The 19,644-nt window shown below is 67.2% G+C and carries 20 protein-coding genes; 2 read left to right on the top strand and 18 right to left on the bottom strand.

Annotated elements, in window-relative coordinates:
• Together A5686_RS16210 and A5686_RS16205 are read left to right on the top strand one after the other, a co-directional pair.
• Positions 1 to 1,365: an aldehyde dehydrogenase gene (locus tag A5686_RS16210; RefSeq protein WP_067936108.1), complete on the top strand. Its 1,365-nt coding sequence runs from the start codon at positions 1 to 3 to the stop codon at positions 1,363 to 1,365.
• A 3-nt stretch (positions 1,366 to 1,368) separates the two neighbouring features.
• Positions 1,369 to 2,148: a 3-oxoacyl-ACP reductase gene (locus tag A5686_RS16205; RefSeq protein ID WP_067936256.1), complete on the top strand. Its 780-nt coding sequence runs from the start codon at positions 1,369 to 1,371 to the stop codon at positions 2,146 to 2,148.
• Here A5686_RS16205 and A5686_RS16200 read toward each other — a convergent pair.
• The 18 genes from A5686_RS16200 to A5686_RS16115 all read right to left on the bottom strand — a co-directional run bounded on the left by A5686_RS16200 (position 2,145) and on the right by A5686_RS16115 (position 19,479).
• Positions 2,145 to 3,098 (bottom strand): PPE family protein, encoded by a 954-nt coding sequence (locus A5686_RS16200; protein WP_156750097.1) that lies wholly within the window; start codon positions 3,096 to 3,098, stop codon positions 2,145 to 2,147. The two genes, A5686_RS16205 and A5686_RS16200, sit on opposite strands and share 4 nt — an antisense overlap.
• Positions 3,099 to 3,253: 155 nt before the next feature.
• Positions 3,254 to 3,697: a hypothetical protein gene (locus A5686_RS16195; protein ID WP_231986385.1), complete on the bottom strand. Its 444-nt coding sequence runs from the start codon at positions 3,695 to 3,697 to the stop codon at positions 3,254 to 3,256.
• A gap of 99 nt (positions 3,698 to 3,796) precedes the next feature.
• Positions 3,797 to 4,921, bottom strand: coding sequence for an alkaline phosphatase family protein (locus tag A5686_RS16190; protein WP_067936106.1), 1,125 nt, complete (start codon positions 4,919 to 4,921; stop codon positions 3,797 to 3,799).
• 21 nt (positions 4,922 to 4,942) lie between these two features.
• Positions 4,943 to 5,689, bottom strand: a complete 747-nt coding sequence (locus tag A5686_RS16185; protein ID WP_255405014.1) for a DUF6390 family protein — start codon at positions 5,687 to 5,689, stop codon at positions 4,943 to 4,945.
• Positions 5,686 to 6,816: a hydrogenase formation protein HypD gene (gene hypD / locus A5686_RS16180; protein ID WP_067936097.1), complete on the bottom strand. Its 1,131-nt coding sequence runs from the start codon at positions 6,814 to 6,816 to the stop codon at positions 5,686 to 5,688. Before hypD ends, A5686_RS16185 begins: the two co-directional genes overlap by 4 nt.
• Before the next feature lie 12 nt (positions 6,817 to 6,828).
• Positions 6,829 to 7,101 carry a HypC/HybG/HupF family hydrogenase formation chaperone gene (locus A5686_RS16175; RefSeq protein WP_067936095.1) on the bottom strand — a complete coding sequence of 91 codons (273 nt, stop codon included), beginning with the start codon at positions 7,099 to 7,101 and terminating at the stop codon, positions 6,829 to 6,831.
• Positions 7,102 to 7,166: 65 nt separating this feature from the next.
• Positions 7,167 to 8,279: a hydrogenase expression/formation protein HypE gene (gene hypE / locus A5686_RS16170; RefSeq protein WP_067936092.1), complete on the bottom strand. Its 1,113-nt coding sequence runs from the start codon at positions 8,277 to 8,279 to the stop codon at positions 7,167 to 7,169.
• Positions 8,279 to 8,953 carry an SIS domain-containing protein gene (locus A5686_RS16165; RefSeq protein ID WP_067936091.1) on the bottom strand — a complete coding sequence of 225 codons (675 nt, stop codon included), beginning with the start codon at positions 8,951 to 8,953 and terminating at the stop codon, positions 8,279 to 8,281. Before A5686_RS16165 ends, hypE begins: the two co-directional genes overlap by 1 nt.
• Positions 8,950 to 9,681, bottom strand: a complete 732-nt coding sequence (locus tag A5686_RS16160; protein ID WP_067936088.1) for a HypC/HybG/HupF family hydrogenase formation chaperone — start codon at positions 9,679 to 9,681, stop codon at positions 8,950 to 8,952. Before A5686_RS16160 ends, A5686_RS16165 begins: the two co-directional genes overlap by 4 nt.
• Positions 9,678 to 12,047, bottom strand: a complete 2,370-nt coding sequence (gene hypF, locus A5686_RS16155; RefSeq protein ID WP_067936085.1) for a carbamoyltransferase HypF — start codon at positions 12,045 to 12,047, stop codon at positions 9,678 to 9,680. Before hypF ends, A5686_RS16160 begins: the two co-directional genes overlap by 4 nt.
• 1 nt (position 12,048) lies before the next feature.
• The gene (locus tag A5686_RS16150; protein WP_067936083.1) at positions 12,049 to 12,315 is read right to left on the bottom strand and encodes a HypC/HybG/HupF family hydrogenase formation chaperone; all 267 of its coding nucleotides are present in this window, start codon (positions 12,313 to 12,315) and stop codon (positions 12,049 to 12,051) included.
• Positions 12,316 to 12,318: 3 nt separating this feature from the next.
• Positions 12,319 to 12,813: a hydrogenase maturation protease gene (locus A5686_RS16145; protein WP_067936082.1), complete on the bottom strand. Its 495-nt coding sequence runs from the start codon at positions 12,811 to 12,813 to the stop codon at positions 12,319 to 12,321.
• 149 nt (positions 12,814 to 12,962) lie between these two features.
• Positions 12,963 to 14,294 (bottom strand): hypothetical protein, encoded by a 1,332-nt coding sequence (locus tag A5686_RS16140; protein WP_067936081.1) that lies wholly within the window; start codon positions 14,292 to 14,294, stop codon positions 12,963 to 12,965.
• Entirely contained in the window at positions 14,291 to 14,932 is a 642-nt protein-coding gene (locus A5686_RS16135; RefSeq protein ID WP_369829712.1) for a DUF6084 family protein, read from the bottom strand. The genes A5686_RS16140 and A5686_RS16135 overlap by 4 nt, the downstream gene beginning before the upstream one ends.
• An 11-nt stretch (positions 14,933 to 14,943) precedes the next feature.
• Positions 14,944 to 15,588, bottom strand: coding sequence for a DUF5947 family protein (locus A5686_RS16130; protein WP_067936079.1), 645 nt, complete (start codon positions 15,586 to 15,588; stop codon positions 14,944 to 14,946).
• A complete protein-coding gene (locus A5686_RS16125) occupies positions 15,585 to 16,517 on the bottom strand; it encodes a NifU family protein (protein WP_067936074.1) in 933 nt (310 codons plus the stop codon). The genes A5686_RS16130 and A5686_RS16125 overlap by 4 nt, the downstream gene beginning before the upstream one ends.
• A 3-nt stretch (positions 16,518 to 16,520) precedes the next feature.
• On the bottom strand, positions 16,521 to 18,320 hold the full coding sequence (locus A5686_RS16120) for a nickel-dependent hydrogenase large subunit (RefSeq protein WP_067936071.1): 1,800 nt from the start codon (positions 18,318 to 18,320) through the stop codon (positions 16,521 to 16,523).
• 103 nt (positions 18,321 to 18,423) lie between these two features.
• The gene (locus tag A5686_RS16115; protein WP_067936068.1) at positions 18,424 to 19,479 is read right to left on the bottom strand and encodes a hydrogenase expression protein HypE; all 1,056 of its coding nucleotides are present in this window, start codon (positions 19,477 to 19,479) and stop codon (positions 18,424 to 18,426) included.
• Positions 19,480 to 19,644 lie beyond the last annotated feature (165 nt).

Below are 19,644 nucleotides of genomic sequence, written 5' to 3'. Positions count from 1 at the left end.
TTGAGCGCAGTGCAGCTGATCAACCCGGCGACAGAGGAGGTGTTGGGCTCGGTCGAGCAGGCCGACACTGCCGCGGTCGACGACGCGGTCGGGCGGGCGCTGGCGGCGCAGCGGCGGTGGGCGCGATTGTCGCCCGCCGAGCGAGCCGCCGGCTTGCGGGCCTTCGCCGCCGCCGTCGACGCCCACCTCCGCGAGCTGGCGGCACTCGAAGTCGCCAACTCGGGGCATCCCATCGCGGCGGCCGAATGGGAAGCCGGTCACGTCCGCGACGTGCTGAACTTTTACGCGGGAAGTCCGGAACGCCTGTCCGGCAAGCAGATTCCCGTGGCCGGTGGCCTGGACGTTACGTTCAACGAACCGATGGGCGTGGTCGGTGTCATCACCCCGTGGAACTTTCCGATGCCCATCGCATCGTGGGGTTTCGCACCCGCTATGGCCGCGGGCAACGCCGTGCTGATCAAACCCGCGGAGGCCACGCCGCTGACCACGATCCGGCTCGGTGAGCTGGCGGCGCAAGCCGGACTCGACGCGGATCTGCTGCAGGTGCTGCCGGGGCGGGGCGCGGTGGTCGGGGAGCGGTTCGTCACCCATCCCGACGTCCCCAAGATCGTGTTCACCGGGTCCACCGACGTGGGCAAGAAGGTGATGGCCGGTGCGGCCGCTCAGGTGAAGCGGGTGACCCTGGAATTGGGTGGCAAGAGCGCGAACATCGTTTTCGCCGACTGCGACCTCGAGCGCGCTGCCGCGACCGCACCGGCCGGGGTGTTCGACAATGCGGGGCAGGACTGCTGCGCTCGCAGCCGAATCCTGGTGCAGCGCAGTGTCTATGATCGGTTCATGGAGCTGCTCGAGCGGGCCGTCACCAGCGTCGTCGTCGGTGACCCGGCATCCCGCGACACCGAGATGGGTCCGCTGGTGTCGGCCGCGCATCGCGACAAGGTGGCGTCGTATGTGCCTGACGACGCCCCCATCGCGTTCCGTGGCACCGCGCCGGCCGGCCGCGGATTCTGGTTCCCGCCAACCGTTCTGACGCCGCAGCGCACCGACCGGAGCGTCACCGACGAGATATTCGGCCCGGTGGTCACGGTGTTGGCCTTCGACGACGAACACGACGCCGTCAGCTTGGCCAACGACACCAGCTACGGACTGTCCGGATCGATCTGGACCGATGATCTGTCCCGTGCGCTGCGCGTCTCCCGGGCGATCGAATCCGGGAACCTATCGGTGAATTCGCACTCGTCCGTTCGGTACAACACGCCGTTCGGCGGGTTCAAGCAGTCGGGGCTGGGCCGCGAATTGGGCCCGGACGCGCCGCTGCACTTCACCGAGACCAAGAACGTGTTCATCGCGATAGCAGAGGAGTAGGTGGTGGCGGTCGATCTCACGCAACGATTGGCGGGCCGCGTGGCCGTCATCACCGGCGCCGGCGGCGGTATCGGGCTGGCCGCGGCACGGCGGATGCATGCCGAGGGTGCCGCGATCGTGGTCGGCGACATCGACGGCGAGGCGGGTGTCGCCGCGGCCGACGAGCTGTCCGGCTTGTTCGTGCCCACCGATGTGTCCGACGAGGCCGCGGTCAACGCGCTGTTCGACACCGCGGCGCGGACTTACGGTCGCATCGACATCGCGTTCAACAACGCCGGCATCTCACCACCCGACGACGACCTCATCGAGAACACCGAACTGCCGGCGTGGCAACGCGTCCAAGACGTCAACCTGAAGTCGGTATATCTGTGCTGCCGGGCGGCGTTGCGGCACATGGTTTCCGCGCGGAAAGGCTCGATCATCAACACGGCGTCGTTCGTGGCCGTACTGGGGTCGGCGACGTCGCAGATCTCATACACCGCCTCAAAGGGCGGCGTACTCGCGATGTCGCGTGAGTTGGGTGTGCAGTTCGCCCGGCAGGGCATCCGCGTGAACGCGTTGTGCCCCGGTCCGGTCAACACCCCGCTGCTGCAGGAGCTTTTCGCCAAGGACCCCCAGCGGGCGGCTCGCCGGCTGGTGCACGTCCCGGTCGGCCGCTTCGCCGACCCCAGCGAAATCGCCTCGGCGGTGGCATTTTTGGCGAGCGATGACGCGTCATTCATCACCGCTGCTACGTTCATGGTCGACGGCGGCATCAGCGCGGCCTATGTCACCCCGCTTTAACCGCCGTACTTGTCGGCCGCATGTGAGCCGGGCGGCTCGCTGACCGCGACCAGGTGGGTTGGCTCGCCGAGCCGGTCCCCGCGCAGCCGGTCCATCGTGGGGGCGGCGGCCGCCCAGGTGCGCGGTACCGACAGCCCACCGACGGGCGCCGCGCGACCCAGGCCCGCGCACACGCGGTGGGTGGCGGCCGGCTTGGGGAACAGTAATTGCAGGGCCGCCCTTTTGTTCATCGAATTGAGGTGGCCGATCGCGTAGTCCGACGGCGCGGTCACCGAGTTCAGCTTGGACAGCGCCGGGGTGACCGTCGATAGGGACGCTTCCAACGTTGTCAGCGACGACGCGAGGCGTCTGAGGGCCTCTGGTATCACCGACATCACTTCGCAGCCGGCCGTTATGACGTCCGGCGCAGACTGGAGGGTCCAATTGCGTTTTGTCACATCAAAATCGCCAGCCGGAGCGGGGAAGGGAGCCAATGCGACCGCACCGGCGGCGGATTCGGCGTAGGCGTGCATGGCTGCGGCGTTTTGCGCCCACATCGCGTCATACTCGGCATCGACGTTCGCGATCGCCGCGCTCTTCTGGGCCAGACAGTTCCTCGACACCAACAACATCCGTTGCGTGCGGTTGCCGGCGATCGTCGCTGGCGCCACCATGGCCGTGAAGGCCGACTGATGCGCGCAGGCTGCCGCCTCGAGCTGGGTGGCCGCGTGCTCACTACGGGCCGCGACGGTGTCGAGCCAGTCCACATACCGCGTCGCGGCTTCCGTCAGGGCCGAGCCCACGCCGCTGGCCGCCAGCTGCGCGGTCATCGCCCGGTAGTCGGCGGCCGCGGTGAAGAGCCGCGCTGCCAACGTTTTCCACGCGGCAGCGGCCCACATCATCGATCCCGTGCCGGGACCGGCATACATCCGCCCGGAGTTGATCTCCGGAGGTCGCGTCGCGAAATCCATTACAGCCTCCGGCTGCCTGCGACGGTGTCAGTGGTGCCCGACAACATGAAGGTCTTCTTTCACAAGATTGACACGATGGTTACCAGCCTTGGGGCGGCTACGTGTCGCGGAAACCCACCATGCATCGGCAGGACACGCGCAGCCCGGGCGCACGATCAGCGGCGGGCGACGCAGATCTCGGTCAAGATATCTCGGTCGGACGCGATGGCCGCGGGCGCGCGGGCTGGGACGCCGCCGGTGGCAAACCCTATCGGCGTGAACGACCATGGCGCGGGCGGCAGCACCGATTGTGCTGACAAGCGGTTCCACGTCATGGGGCGTTCTTTCGTCGTCCACGCGCTGCGGAAGGGCTTCTTGTTGGTCTGGTTCGCCGGTGCCGAAGGCTGCGAAACGGTCAGGGCGGGCCGGCTGAGGGAGCCGGGGAGATCGGGCATCTGTCCGGGGTGCGGGCCGCTCGTTGCCTCCGACCAAGCCGCCGGCTCCGGTGGCGCCGCCGCCGCGAAGCCGGGCCGCAGCGCCGAGCCCGTGATCAGGGCGATGAATACCGAGAGCTGCGGCAACCGCGATGGCCCGCTGCCATCGCCGAGTTTCGCCAACACCCCCGAAAACCACAGTGCACCGAATGTACCGCGGGAAAATTCGGTGAAGGGTCGTAGCAACCTGTGAACTCGATCCGAGTCCGGTGTGTGTTTGCGCAGCTATGGCCGGAAAACGATGAGCGGAATCGCCATCTCCGCCGCCGTGCCACCACCGTGAAAGCCGACCAGGAGAGCGGCTTCCGGCGGCTCATGCGCGCTGGCCAGCACCGCGGTGTCGCCCGAACAGACGACGACCACGTCGCCGAGGCGCTGGCTGTGTCGCGCGGTGACCCGCCCGAACATGCCGGTCGCCGTCGCCTGCTCGCGGCTGTATACGGTGGCGCGGCCGTCCAGCAGCTCGCCCCACGCGGCTTGCACGTCGCGTGCGGCGCCCGCCTCGGTGTGCAGATACCGCACCCGCGGCTCGCCGGCCACCACCCGGATGCCCTCGGCCAGCCTGGGGTCGGTGTCGAGGTCGATGCGGGCCTCGGGTGGGACGTTGAGGCCGCCGTGATCGGCGGTCACCAGCACCGCCGTGTTCGCGGGCAGCGTGTCGAGCAGGCGGGACAGCAGTGTGTCGACATTGGTCGCCGCGGCATGCCACTGCTCGGAGCCGATACCGAAGACGTGGGCGGCGGTGTCGAGCTCCGCGGTGTAGCCGTAGATCAGCCCGGGCGCCGCGCGCAGCTCGTCGGACAGCAGCCGCGCGTAGTTGTCGGTGGGGCCGGCTGGGTGGAATTGGGCTCCGCGGTACGCTGCCTCGGTCAGCCCGCTGCCGATGAACAGGGCGGGTAGCACGGCGCGCGCGCTGACGCCGGCGTTTTTGAGCCGTTCGAACCACGTCGGCACCGGCTGCCACACGGCGGGGGACGGGTCGGCACGCCAGTGGACGTGGCTGAGCACCCGGTCGGTGCCGGGCACCCTGACGGTGAAGCCCAGGATGCCGTGCTCGCCCGGCAGCGCGCCGGTACCCAGCGACACCAGGCTGGTCGGCGTGGTCGACGGGAAGGTGCAGTCCAGCCGCGTCAGCCGCCCGGTGCTGCCCCTCAGCACGGCTTCCAGCAGCGGCGCGCTACCGGCCAGCTGCGGAAGCAGGTGCCAGCCCAGCCCATCCACCAGCACGACCAGCACGCGGTCGATGCGGTCGGCGCCAACCCAGTCCGCCACCGCCAGCTTGTCGACGGCACCTTCGATTTCGAGCAGGGCGGCCGCCGCGGGCAGCACGTCGCAGAGAGAACCGGGCACCGGGCCAGTCTGGCGGCGAAGTCAGACGCGCGCCAGTCGCTGGCCGGTCACCAGCAGCTGCCGACTGGTGCTATCGGTCAGCGCACGAAGCTGCGCCGGCGACAGCCGGCCGCACAACCGGCCCCAGTGCATCGCGACCACGTCGCCGGCAGCCACGTCGGGCACCCCGCTGTACCCGTCAGTCCACACTTCGAGCACGCGCGCCGACGGCTTGGACAGCGTGAGGGCCTGACCATCCCACGCCAGCCTTTGGCACAACACCTCGACGCGATCGCCGTCGCGGGAAACCACTGTCCCGGAAGTGATTCGGCAGTTATCGAGCACGTTCAGCGGCTGCTCGACATCAATTTTGCGGCCTCCGCCGCCTAAGAACCGCGTCCACGGGTACACCCCGAACACGTGGAAGCAGTGATTGCCGGCGGCCTCGCAAGCCAGCTCCGTGGTGAGATGCGACCAGTAGTGGCCCGCCTGCGGGCCGATGATCGCGAGCAGCGCGTCAAAGAATTCCTGCGGGTCCAGGCCTGCGCCGGCGCCGCCGCCGAGCCAATACGACTCGACCAGACGATAGTCCAGCGGGTCGGCGATGCCGGTCAGTTTCGACAGCACCCGCAGATACGGCCACGCGCCGGAGAATCTCGTCGCTGCCCGGCGCACCTCGTCGACCGAGCCGTCCCGCAAGGTCGCTCCCAACGGCGGACCGCAATAGCCGAGCGCATTGGGCGCATATGCGTAGCGGGCGAACATCTCTGCGCCCTTGTCACAGGTCAAGTGCGCCCCACCAGCTTGACGGCGTCCCGGTGCATGCGGCCGAAGTTGTAGTACGCCGCACAGGCGCCCTCCGGGGACACCATGCACGTCCCGATCGGGGTCTCCGGTGTGCATGCGGTGCCGAAAACCTTGCATTCCCAAGGCTTGAGCACACCCTTGAGCACCTCACCGCACTGGCAGGCTTTGGGGTCGGCGACTCGCACGCCGGGCATCGCGAACCGCAGCTCGGCATCGAACTCGGCGAAATCGTCGTGTAGCCGCAGCGCGCTCTGCGAGATGAATCCCAGCCCACGCCATTCGAAGTGCGGGCGCAGCGCGAACACCTTGCCCATCAGCGCCAGGGCCGCCGGGTTACCGTGCTCGGGGACCACCCGCTTGTACTGGTTCTCCACTTCGCAGCGGCCCTCGCGGATCTGACGCAGCAACATCGCTACCGAGGCAAGGATGTCCAGCGGCTCGAAACCCGCCACCACCAACGGTTTTCGATACACCTCGGGAACGAAGCGGTACGGCCGGTTGCCCACCACGGTGGACACGTGCCCGGGGCCGATGAATCCCGACAGCCGCAGGTCCGGCGACTCCAGGATGGCCCTGATCGGCGGCACGATCGTGACGTGGTTGCAGAAGACGCTGAAATTGCGCAGGCCCAACTCACGCGCCCGCACCAGCGTCACCGCTGTCGACGGCGCGGTGGTCTCGAAACCGATGGCGAAGAAAACCACTTGTTTGTCGGGATGGTCGACCGCGATCTTCAACGCGTCCAGCGGCGAGTAGACGAATCGCACGTCGGCCCCGCGGGCCTTGGCGTCCAGCAGGCTGCCGTGCGAACCGGGCACGCGCATCATGTCCCCGAAGCACGTGAAGATCACGTCGGGTTGGCCGGCCAGCCACATCGCGTCATCGATGCGTCCCATCGGGATCACGCAGACCGGGCAGCCCGGGCCGTGCACCAGTTCGACGCTGTCCGGCAGCAGATGTTCGATGCCGTGCCGGTAGATGGTGTGCGTGTGCCCGCCGCACACCTCCATGAACTTGAAGTTTTCACCGCCCGTCCCGGCCAGATGCTCGATGGCCGCCAGCAGCTTGCGCGCCGCGGCCGGGTCGCGGAATTCGTCAACGAATTTCATTGCCGCTCCTCGTCAAACGATGGCCGACGAATCGAAGGCCTGCATTTCGGTCGTGTAGGTGTCGCCGAGTTTCTTGATGGCGGCCAGGGTCAGCAGCGCCTCGGTCTCGTCGATCTTGGCCATCGCGAACCCGACGTGCACCAGCACCCAGTCGTCCGGTGCGGGCATGTCGTCCTCCAGCAGCCGGACGCTGATCACCCGCTGCACGCCACTGACGTCGACCTTGGCCAAACAGTTGGCGGGATCGGTGATTTCCACGATCCGGCCCGGAATCCCCAGACACATGGCCAGCTCCTTTCTCTTGTGGCGACCCGCTGCGCCCGGCTTTCGCCGCGCTTGCGATCGCCACGTCAGCAGATTCGCGGCAACGGATCCCCGACGAGCATGTCGACGATCCGGGTGCCGCCGAACCCGGTACGCAGCACCACGCTTTCGGCGGGTTCGGCAACGATTTCCCCGACCTCGGCCGCACCGGCGCCCAGCGGATGCGACCGCAACGCCTCCAGTCCGGCCTGGGCTTCCTGCGGCGCGACGACGGCAACGAACTTGCCCTCGTTGGCGACGTAGAGCGGGTCGATGCCGAGTAATTCGCAGGCGCCATTGACCATGGGAGCCACCGGAAGTCGCTCCTCGTCGAGCAGCACCCCGAGGCCGCAGGCCTGCGCCAATTCGTTGCATACCGTTCCCACGCCGCCGCGCGTCGCGTCCCGCATCCATCGCGTGGACGGGGCGGCCGACATCAACAACTCCACCAACGGGCTGACCGACGCGGTGTCGGAGGCGATGTCGGCCTCGATGGCCAGATCGCCCCTGGCGAGCATCACCGCCATGCCGTGATCGCCCATCGACCCCGACAGCAGCACCTTGTCTCCGGCGCACACCGCCTGTGCCGACAGCGTGCGGCCCGCGGGGATGACGCCGGCTCCGGCGGTGGTGATGAACAGCCCGTCGGCCGCACCCTTGGGTACCACCTTGGTGTCACCGGTGACGACTTGCACGCCGGCGGCGGCGGCCGCGGTGGCCATGTCGGCGACGATCTCCCTCAATTCCGCGATCGGGAAACCCTCTTCGAGCACAAACGCCGCCGAGATCCAGGACGGTACGGCACCGGCCACCGCCAGGTCGTTGCAGGTGCCGTGGACGGCGAGTTCTCCGATGGACCCGCCGGGAAACCGCCGGGGCTGCACCACAAACGAGTCCGTCGACATCGCCACCCGCTCACCGCTCGGCAGGGTCAGGACGGCGCCGTCGCCCAGCGATTCGAGCAATGGATTGCGAAACGCCTCCACGAATACCGCGTCCACCAGCGCCGCCGACGCCTTGCCGCCCGCGCCGTGCGCCAGGGTCACATGGTCGTCGAGGAGTCGGGGGCGACGCCGGCGGAACGACTCGATCCGCTCGATCACATCGCCTTCGCCGAATCGCGGTCCCGACGACAGGTAGTCACCCGCCGACTTGTTCATCATGCCGCCCCCAAACCTTGATCGTCGCCGAGACATTCGTGAACTGACAGCCACAACTGATAACCCAGCAGCGCCTGAGACTCCTGGATCCGGTGCACGCTTTGCGAACGAACGACGAAGCAGGCATCCACGTTGGGGTTGTCAACGAAGGCGCCGCCGTCGTAGCCGGCGAAGCCGACGGTGTACAGGCCGCGGTTGCGGGCTTCGGCCAGTGCGGTCAGTAAGTTGGGTGAATTGCCGCTGGTCGACATCGCGATCGCGATGTCGCCGTCCCTCGCCCGGGCGATGAGCTGGCGGGCGAACACCAGCTCGAAACCGACGTCGTTGCCCAGGGCCGTCAGAATCGCCTGATCGGCGGTCAACGACCACGCCGGAAGCGGCTTGCCGAGCGGTGGCCGCGCGAACAATCGCGCCAGCGTGGTGCAGTCGGTGCAACTGCCGCCGTTGCCGAAGGTGAACATCCTTCCGCCGGCGGCGAATCGGCGCGCCGACTCGGCGGCGGCCACCGCCAGCAGGCCGGCGTTGGCCTCCAGCGTGGCGCGCCGTAGCGCGAGGCTTTCGGCCGCCTTGGCCTGTGCGGACGCGGCAAGGTCGGCGAGCAGTGCTGAGGGGTCGTCCTCTTCGGCGTCGATGAACGGATACAAGAAGTTGGTGGGCTCGTCAGCGGCGCTCATGAAACACCTTCTTGCTCTTCGTCGTCGATGCGGCTGATCGCCGTGCCGGCATGCACCAGCACCAGCTCGCCGGGCGTGACGGGCTCGACAAGTGTGGTGACCACATCCTCGATGCCCCGCGCGGTGCGTACCCTTGCCTGACCGTCGACCGAAGCGCTCACCACTTCACCCAGTCGGCCTTCGTCGCTGCACGTGACACACACTCCGTCGTCGTCGCTCTGGGGTTTGAGCAACCCTGAATGCTCGAAACACACATGGGTCAGCTCCCACAACAGGTGGTAGAAAAGCACGAAGCCGCCGGTGGCGGGCACGCGCGGGTCCGGATCATCGAGCCACAGCACGTGATCGGCCGCGGCCGCCGCAGGTGGCTCGCCGCTGCCGATCCAGATCGTGGTGGCGCCCCAGGCCGGGCCGCGGCGCATCACCGAGCGCACGTCCGCATTGTCCGCACCGGAGATCGCGACCACGATGTCGCCGGGCCGCACCGACACCCGCACCAGATCCACCAGATTGGGTCCGGTCAGGGCCACGGCAGGCAGGGCCCGCTTGCCCATGATCACCGGATGGACGAATTCGACCGCGATGTGCAGCGCGTGGGGCTCCCACGACGGCGCGATGGACCACATCGTGGCGCCCGCGGCGAATCGCTTGGCCAGCGTCAGAGCGGTGGCGGCCAGGTCCTCAGCCAGTTCGGCACTCAGCCCGCGATCGATGGCGGTGGTGATCATCGTGTCAACGCCTCCTCCCGCCCGGTCAGCGCCGCGACCGCGGCCTGGCCCAGGGCCAGCCCCCCGTCGTTCGGCGGCACGGTGTGATGGGTGAGAACCTCAAACCCGTTCTGCTGCAGTTGCGAACGGCAGGCGTCCAATAACAGAACGTTCTGGAAAACCCCGCCGGTGAGACCCACCAGCGCAATGTCGCCCGCCACCTGGGTGACCACTTCTGTGACGGCGACGGCGACCGCCCGGTGAAACGCCGCGGCGAGCACCGCCGGTGCCGTTCCAGCGTAGAGCGCCGCAACCATGGTCTGCACCATCGGGGTTGGGTCGATCACCCCATCGGGGCACACCGCCAGCGGCAACGCCGGCTGTGTTCCTGCTTGACCCGCCGACTGCGCCAGCGCCTCGAGCTCGATCGCGGCCTGCCCCTCGTAGTCGATGCGGTGTCGCACCCCGAGTAGGGAGGCGACCGCGTCGAACAGGCGGCCCATGCTCGAGCACGGCACGCAACCCGCGCCGGTCTCCAATTGCGAACGGACCAGGCGCAGTTCGTCGGCGGTCGCGGCGGCCACCGGCGCCAGGTCGGGGGTCCAGTCGATCTCGGCCCTCCGCAACTGGGACAGCGCCATCCGCCACGGGTTGCGCACCGCGGCGTCGCCACCGGGCAGCGGCACCGCCAATAGGTGTCCGGACCGAACGAAACGGTGGCTTCGGGTGTCCAGGGTGAGAATCTCACCACCCCAGATCGTTTCGTCGCAGCCGTAACCGGTGCCGTCGAAGGAGACCCCGACGATGGGTTCGCCGAGGCGCCCGTGCTCGGCCAGCAGCGACACCACGTGGGCGTGGTGGTGCTGGACCAGATCGAGCGGCCGCTCGTCCGCCTGGCGCTCGGCCCAGCTTCGGGTGTGATAGCCGGGATGCAGGTCGGCGGCCAACCGCACTGGGCGGCCGCGGATCTCGCTGAGCTGGCTCACCGCCCGCTCGAACGCCCGCAGCGTCTCCCAGGTGGCCATGTCGCCGATGTGGCCGGACAGGTAGGCCCGGTGGCCATCGGTAAGGCAGAAGGTGTTCTTCAGTTCGCCGCCCACCGCCAGCACGGCTGGGGCGTCGAGCTTCAAGTCAATCGGCAGCGGTGCGTAACCACGGGACCGGCGGATCGGCAGCTCGTGTGGCCCCCCCTCATCGTGGACGACGCGCACCACCGAGTCGTCGCACGGCACGTGAATCGGGCGGTCGTGATCGAGCACGGCGTCGCATAGCGGCGAAAGCCGATGTCTAGCATCGCTATCCGTGAAGCAGATGGGCTCATCGGAGCGGTTGGCACTGGTCAGCACCAGCGCGTCGGGCACCGGCGCGGGGTTGTCGGGAACCGGCGCTAGGAGCAGGTGATGGATGGGGGAGTAGGGCAGCATCAGACCCAGCAGCGGGCTGCCGGGCGCGACGGTCGGCGCGACCGGGGCGCCGGCACGTCGCTGCAGTAACACGATCGGGCGGGCCGGACCGGACAGCACCGCGGCCTCCGCGTCATCGACGTGGGCGTAGCGGCGCGCCACGTCGAGATCGCGAACCAGCATGGCGAACGGCTTGGCGCCGCGCGCTTTGCGCGCTCGTAATGCGTCGACCGCCGCTGAGTTGTCGACGGTGCAGGCCAGATGGTAGCCGCCGATTCCCTTGATGGCCACCACGGCGCCGGATGCCAGCGCGACCTGAGTGGCGGCCAGCGCCGAGTCCGAGCCGCTCACCCGGCCGGCCGGCGATGCGAACCACAGGCTCGGCCCGCAATCCGGACAGGCGATCGGCTGAGCGTGGAATCGGCGATTCGCCGGATCGTGGTATTCGGTGGCGCAGCGCGCACACATGCCGAAGCCCGACATCGTCGTCGCCGGGCGGTCGTAGGGCAGCCGCGTGATGATGGTGAACCGAGGTCCGCAGTTGGTGCACGTCACGAACGGATGCCGATAGCGGCGGTCGTGCGGGTCGAACAGTTCGGCGATGCAGTCGTCGCACACCGCGATGTCGGGCGGGATCGGGGTGGTGGTGCCGGCGGCCAGCTGGCTTGGCACGATGCGGAATTCGGGTGGACACGCGGGGCTGGCGGCGACGTCGGCGACGCGCACGTCGGTGATCCGTGCCAGGGGTGGCGCCTCTGCGCGCAGCCGCCGCCCGAACTCCGCCACGGAGGCGGGCCGGCCCTGCACCTCGAGAAAGACCGCAGCCGAGTCATTACCGACGAATCCGGCGAGGCCCAGTTCGGTCGCGATCCTGTGTACGAACGGACGGAAGCCGACCCCCTGCACCACGCCGGTCACCATCACCCGTTGCCGCACTTGGGTATCAGGGGGGCCGGGCCGCGACAGCAAAGGGGTATCGGTCATATCAACCGGCCTCCGGGGGCGATGGTTCGCCGGTGCTGCCGCGGCCCATCAGCTCCAGGCCGGCCATCGCCTGTTCGGCCCCGGCCTGATCGGTTTTCTCGACGACGAAGCCCATGTGGATGATCACCCAGTCGCCGGGCGCGAACGTCTCGTCCGGCAACATGCCGACATTGACCTTGCGTTGTTCGCCGGTGACCTCGACGAGTGCAAGCTGTCCCTCGAAACCGTCCAACATTCCGATGACCTGCCCCGGTATGCCCAAACACATGGCTCAGTGCCCCTTTTCGGCCGCAGCAGGCGCGTCATGCAGCGCCGCGACGATCTCTTCGACCGCCCGCGCCGCCCGGGGGACGGCCTGTGCGACCGGTTCGGTCAGACCAATGCCCTCCGAGACGCTGCCGGCTTCGCAGCCGACCACCACGGTGTAGGGCGGATGGCCCCCCAGCGCTCGCAGGCTGGCGAAGACAGCGGCCGGGTCCATGCTGTGCCCATCCAGGCCGTTCGGCGCGGGTGAGGACTCGTGGTCGGCCTGAAAGACGTGCAACGTGCCGGGATGGCCCCGGCTCGGCACGGCATCGACCAGGACCAGCGTGTCCCACTCTTCGAGCAGGTCATATGCCAGGTGCATGCCCCGGATTCCGTAGTCGATCACCTGGATTGTCGGATCATCCTGGGGCAGCTCGGCGTTGCGAACCACCTCCGAACCGAACCCGTCGTCACCCAGGAAAATGTTGCCGATCCCGGCTACCAAAATGCGCGTCGTCATGGTGACACCCGCATCGGTTACATGCGCCTCAACTTGAGATAGCGGCGGGCATCCGGCACCGACATCGCGCCGAGCGCCAGCCCGATCGCTACCACCAGCGCGACAATGGCGATGAAGATCCAACCTAGGACTTCCATAATGAACTCCTTTCAGGGGTTCGTGCTGTGCTGCGACTGCAGCGGTTCGACTTCGTCGGGGGAGAAGTACAGATAGCGTCCGTACCAGTCGTGCAGGTCAGCGGCCGGGTCCTCGTCGACGACGACGCCGACGTGCTTGTTGCCTTCGACGTCCTCGTGTACCGAGGTGACGCGGGCGGTCTTGCCGGCGACGAAGATGTCCTGGGCGTCGGCGTTGCGCCGCGGGCGCAACCGGACCTTGCTGCCTCGCGCGATCCGGACCCCGTTCACCAGCACCGCGTCGATCTCAGGGCGAACGGCATTGTCGGCCAATGGATCCCACCACTCTACTCCGTCGGGGATCTCGGGTAGAAGTCCAGCGGAGACATTGAGCCCGTGCGGATCGCGCAGCGCCCCGTGCAGTCGTGCCATGGCCTCCGGCGACATGGCGTCGCATTCGTCGATGATTCGCGCGGCCCGCGGATCGGTCGCGCGGGCCTGCGCCTTCTCGTCATCGGTCATGGTCATCACGCGCAGGGTGAGGATCTCGTCGATCTCCGTGCAGTCGTACAGGGCGGTGTCGCTCTGTTCGGCGACCTCGGGATGATCGTAGAGGATGATCGGCGAGATCAGCAGCGTGTTGTCGGTGCCCGGGGCGCCGGCCAGCACCGGGAAGCAGCGATGCCGGCCGCACCGGGCCACCGCATCGACCGCGGACTGTGGCGGCTCGAGCAAGGAAATAAACCGGCCGCCAACGACTTCGGCGATAAGGTGCGTTCCGATCATGGATCGCGCGATCGCGTCCCCCTTATCGCGTGCGGGCGCACCGGTGTTGGCGACCCGAACCGAAACCCGGCGTAGGTCGCCGTCGGGTTCGCTGGCGACGGTCAATACGCCGCGTATCTCGTGTCGTTCGCGAACCAGTCGGCCGCCGTCGAGGAACTCGATGTCGGTCGCCGCGTCAGCCGTCACCGGCAGCGACCAGGGTTGATCGCCGAACGCAAGGGGACCGAAGGAGATTTCGCATTCCACCGCTTCGTCCCAGGTCAGCCACGACCCGGCCGCGGTCCGCAGTTCATCGACGGGTCTGAAATCGCCTGCACCGATGGCTCGTTCGGCGCGTCGGTGCTGCAGCTGCAGAAACCGCACCACCAGCGTCAGCGCCTGGGCGCCGTCGATAAGGAAATCCGCGGACACGGTGTCGTCTTCGCCCAGGCCGGATTCGACGGCACCGGGGGGCCCCAAAACGCCGAATTGCCAGCGTGATTGATTCTTGCTGGACGTCCCTCGGTAAGGGTAGAGCAGGTAGCCTTCGTAGAGCACCGCATCGGCGACGGCGCGGGCCCGGTCCCAGCTCGACGTCATCGCGTCACCTCCCGATCGGTGACTTCGAGCAATGAGGTGACCGCGTGGTCGAAGTCGAGCATCCCGTGGGACGACTTGTAATCGGCCAGTTGCGCGATGGTCTCGTGGCTCAACCGAATCCAGCCGCTGTTGGGATAGTGCTGCGCAATCAGGTCACGCCAAACCGTGACCGGCATGGCGTAGTTGTCCTCGCAGTCCCACGACACCTGCTGAACCGAGAATCCCCGCTCTGACTTGACGAAAATCGTGCCGCTGAACAGGAACTGCAGCGGCAGCGCACCGTCGCGCAACGCATGCAGGTATTTGGCGGCGGCCACCTCGAAGTCGTACGTGCATTCCAGGGGCAGGGTCGCGGTCGTGTGACCGGTGAACCCCGGCACCATCGTGGCGCAATGCTGCCAAAGGAAGGTGCGTTGGGTGCTGGCCCAGCGTTCGCGCCCGCCGAACAAGTCCGTCAGCCCGGCCGCTTCGGCGTCCGAGTAGGAACGGCGCAGCGGTTCGATTCTTACCTGGCACCGCAGGGCAATGGCGTGCACGGGATCGTCGCCGCTGGCGGTGACCTCGACGCGGGCGGTGAGGATCGGGCTGACGCTGTAGGGTTCGGCGGACACGTCCAGGACCGCGAAGCTCACATTCATCGGCGGGCCGTTCATCGCGGTGTCTCGGTGGCCCGGGTGGCGAGCCGGTCGAAAAAGCCGTCAATGAATTCGCGGGCCTGCTGGCCGCCGTCGAAGCCGCGCCACATCATGCGCAGGCGTCCGACGAATTCGTAACAGGCGTCGATGGGTACCAGATATGTTTGTGGCTGCGACAATTCGCCATCCTGGGCACTGTCGGCAACCCGGACGAGCAGGGCCTCCACGTCGTCGGCGAGTAGGCCCACCCGCGGGTCGGCGGTGCGGATGGTGTCCCAGACCTCCATGTCCAGCTCGGATTCGGTAGCCCCGGCCGGACCCGGGTAGAAGGCGACGGTGTGCCCGAGGGCGGAATTGGTGAAGAAGAAGGCGACCCCGACCGGGATCTGCAGTGCCTCCCACACCAGGCGATCCAGGGCGAAGTCGGGAAACGACAGATACCGGTCCGGCACCGCGCGGTAACGCAGGTCGGCTTCGGTGTCGGTGAACAGCAGATAGCAGGCGCGGCAGACGCACATCAATTGGCGTCCGGCCACGTTGACCACGTGCTGGTGCTCGTCGGCGATCGCCTCCGCGCACATCTCGCAGCGCTCGCCCGCGGGTTCAGGCGCGCGCCGGTCGCTCCTGATCCGGGCCAAAACCTCGAACGGGGTGCTCATGCCGGTGCCCCCATCACGTCGGCCTTCAACGCCACCGAGAGCAGGCCGTCGCGGCTCAGCAGTGGAATCGGATCGAGATGGCCCGCCGAGCCACCGGTCGCGGCGGCTCCCGCACCAACGACGTCGAAATCCGTCCCACAGCCCGCACAACGCAGCATTCGATCGTGCAGTTGCGAACCGGCCAGCGAATCCTCACACACCGGGCAGTGATCCCGGTAGGTGAAGGTCTGGTCGCCGACACGGCAAGCCAGCACCATTACCCCGTCGATCGCGAATCCCGCGACTTCGCCGGCTGTCAGCTCGGCCAGTTCGGGTGCCGGGTGCCAGACCGTCGGCCCATGTCCGTTGGAATGCAGGCGCGCCAGCAGCGATTCGGCGGGAATGACACTCGCGGAGGTGGTCGCGGCTTCGGCGGTCACCACCTCGATCGAGGAGACCTCCGGTGCGGCCGCACGGACCGCATCCTGCACGGCCAGCTCCAGTGTCACCGTTGACGACGGGCAGCTCTTGCAGCTGCCCTTGAAGGCCAGCCGCACGGTGAATTCCTCCGGGCGTTCGCCCAAAACGACCTCGAGCAGGTCGACGTCCCCGCCGTGCGAACCCAGGTAGGGTCGCACCCGGTCCAGCGCGTCGGACACCCTGCGGTGCACGTCATGCGGATGCAGACCGTGCACAAGGAGCAGGCTGGCCACCAGGTCGTCGGTGGCCAGCCGCTCGACCAGCCCCCCTTCCGGTACGGGATCGCCGGCCATCCGCACGATCCGCTCCAGTCCGGCGCCGTAAAGCCCGACTACTTCGCGAACCAGTTGCTGTGCACGGTCATACGCGGCGGTCCCGCCTGCTGCGCAGGAATCGAGCAGTGTCTGGATCCGATCGCCCGCCTCACGCCACTGCGCGTCATTCGCGGACTTGTCCGGGCGATCCGCCATGTGTCACTCCCCGACGGGTGACTGGGTCGGCGTGTGCAGTCTGTCCAGGGATTTGCCCTTCCCCAGGTACATGTGCACGCCACACGGCAGGCATGGATCGAAGCTGCGCACCGTGCGCATGACGTCGATGCCCTTGAAGTTGTCCCGGCCGTTCTCCTCGAAGATCGGCTGCCCTTGAACCGCGTCCTCATACGGACCCGGTGTGCCATAACTGTCGCGCGGGTTGGCATTCCACGGTGTGGGTGGGTACGGGTGATAGTTGGCGATCTTGCCGTCCCGGATCACCATGTGGTGGCTGAGCACACCGCGCACCGCCTCGGTGAAGCCGCATCCGATGGCCTCATCGGGCACCTCGAACTTCTCCCACGTCTTGGTGCGCCCGGCGCGAATCTCCTCGAGCGCCTTCTCGGCGAAGTGCAAGGCGCACGCCGCCGCGTAGGCCTGGAAGTAGGTGCGCGCCCGGTCGCGTTCAATCGTGTTGCTGCCGTACTTGGGGATCTTCCACTCCAACTCGACGGGCCCCTTCAGGGCCGTCTTGGGCAGGTTGATCTTGACGCTGTCGCCGGTCGCCTTCACGTACCCGATGTCGACCAGGCCGGCCAGCGCCGTCGACCACAGCCGGGCCAGCGGTCCGCCGCCGGTGTCCAGCGCGAGGTGGTCCTTGCCGTCGAACCAACGCGGTGACATCACCCAGCTGTACTTGCCGCCCTCCATATCCCGCTTCTGCGGGTGCGGGTTGGTGTGCTGGTTCCACGGATGGCGCCGGTCCACCGGGTTGCCCAGCGGGTCGGTCTTGACGAACATCTCCTGGTCTGTCCAGTCGTCGTAATATGAACTGCCCAAAAGGATTCGGATGCCGAGGTTGATGTCCATCAACGAGTGGGTGACCAGCTTGCCGTCGACCACCACGCCCGGCGTGACGAACATCGCGTTACCCCAGCGCTCCATGTCCTTGTATTCGAAGTTGCACACCTCCGGGTCCTGAAAGGACCCCCAGCAACCGAGCAGGGTGCGGCGCAGCCCGACGTTCTCGTAGCCGGGCAGGGCCTCGTAGAAGAAGTCGAACAGGTCGTCGTGCATGGGCACGACCTTCTTCATGAACTCGACGTAGCGCATCAGCCGCGTCATGTAGTCGGTCATCAACTGAATGGTCGCCACGGTGCCGACGCCGCCGGGGTACAGCGTGGACGGGTGCACGTGGCGGCCCTCCATGAGGCAGAACATCTCTCGCGTCCAGCGACTGACCACGAGCGCCTCGCGGTAGAACTCGCCGCTGAACGGGTTGAGCGAGCGCATGATGTCCGCGATCGTCTTGTAGCCGTGGGCGTCCGCGTGCGGCGCCGGCGTCTTCTCGGCCAGCGATAGGACACTCGGGTTGGTCTCGGAGACCATCTTTTCGCAGAAGTCCACGCCGACCAGGTTCTCCTGGAAGATGTTGTGGTCGAACATGTATTCCGCTGCCTCGCCGAGGTTGACGATCCACTCACCCAGATGCGGCGGCTTGACCCCGTAAGCCATGTTCTGCGTGTAGCACGAACACGTGGCGTGGTTGTCGCCGCAGATGCCGCAGATGCGGCTGGTGATGAAGTGGGCGTCCCGGGGGTCCTTGCCCTTCATGAAGATCGAGTAGCCGCGGAAGATCGACGAGGTGCTGTGACACTCGACGACTTCCCGGTTCTCGAAGTCGATCTTGGTGTAGATGCCCAGGCTGCCCACGATCCTGGTGATGGGATCCCAGGCCATGTCGACCAGTTGGCCGGGCTCCCGCTTGGCGTGGGTGGGGTCAGGAATGATGGTTGTCATCGCGCTACTTCTTCCCGCTTTGGCTGCTGTCAGCGTTGGCTGATGCGGCGACGGCTCTTCGGCTACGAGTTTTGGCGTAGGAGCGCGCCGACCGGTAGGTGACCTACCAGGTGCGGCGCGCTCCGGTGGTGAGTTGATCGCCGTTGTGGCGCCACCGCGGCTCCTTGTCGACGGTGCGTTCCGTGATACCCCTCAGACTGCGAATCACGGCCCCGTACAGACCCGATGCGGTGCTCGAGATCTTGCCGCCGGGTGGCTCATCCATGAACGGCATGAACTTGTCCGGGAAGCCCGGCATCGTGCAACCGATGCAGATTCCACCAACGTTGGGGCAGCCCCCGACGCCGTTGATCCATCCGCGCTTGGGCACATTGCATTTGACGACTGGACCCCAGCAGCCAAGTTTCACAATGCATTTCGGTGACCCGTACTCGGTGGCGAAGTCACCCTGCTCGTAGTAGCCGGCTCGATCGCAACCCTCGTGCACGGTGTTGCCGAATAGCCATTGCGGGCGCAGCGCGTCGTCGAGCGGGATCATCGGCGCCTGAGCGGTCGCCATGTAGAGCAGGTAGGTGAGCGTCTCCGACAGGTTATCCGGTTGGATGGGGCAGCCGGGCACGCACACGATCGGAATGCCGGCCTTGCTCTTCCAGTCCCAGCCGAGGTAGTCCGGCACGCCCATCGCCCCGGTCGGGTTGCCCGCCATCGCGTGAATTCCTCCGTAGGTGGCGCAGGTCCCGACCGCCACGATGGCGGTGGCCTGGGGCGCCAACCGGTCGAGCCATTCGCTGGTGGTCATCGGCTGCCCGGTGGCCGGGTCGTTGCCGAAGCCGCACCAGTAGCCCTCGTCCTTGATCTTCTCGTTCGGGATGGATCCTTCGACAACGAGCACAAACGGTTCCAACTCGCCGCGGTCGGCCTTGAAGAACCACTCCAAGAAGTCGTCCGCCCCTCCGTTGGGTCCGCATTCGAAGTCGATGAGGGGCCAGTGCACGGCGATCTGGGGGAGTCCGGGCAGGGCACCCAAAGCGATCTCCTCGACGCTGGGCTGGGTGGCAGCAGTCAATGCCACCGAATCACCGTCACAACTGAGGCCCGCGTTAATCCATAGAACATGGATCAATGTTTGTTCTGCCTTGACTGCTGCTTCTGTTGGCATGCTGCAGCTTTCCGGAGCCGGGCTGGGGCTCCTGCGCCACCGGAGTCGACCGTCGGCCCACTTGCGCAGCGCTATTTTTTGGGTCTACTCCCGCTATCGGGCGTTGTCAACGGTTCGCCGGTACTCGCTACTGTCCGCGGGTTGCACAGCGGCGAAAAGCCGTGT

The organism is Mycobacterium sp. E2479, from assembly GCF_001667925.1.
Lineage (GTDB): Bacteria > Actinomycetota > Actinomycetes > Mycobacteriales > Mycobacteriaceae > Mycobacterium.
Note: the sequence above shows the minus strand (reverse complement) of the source record. Positions and strands in the feature narration are given on the sequence as shown.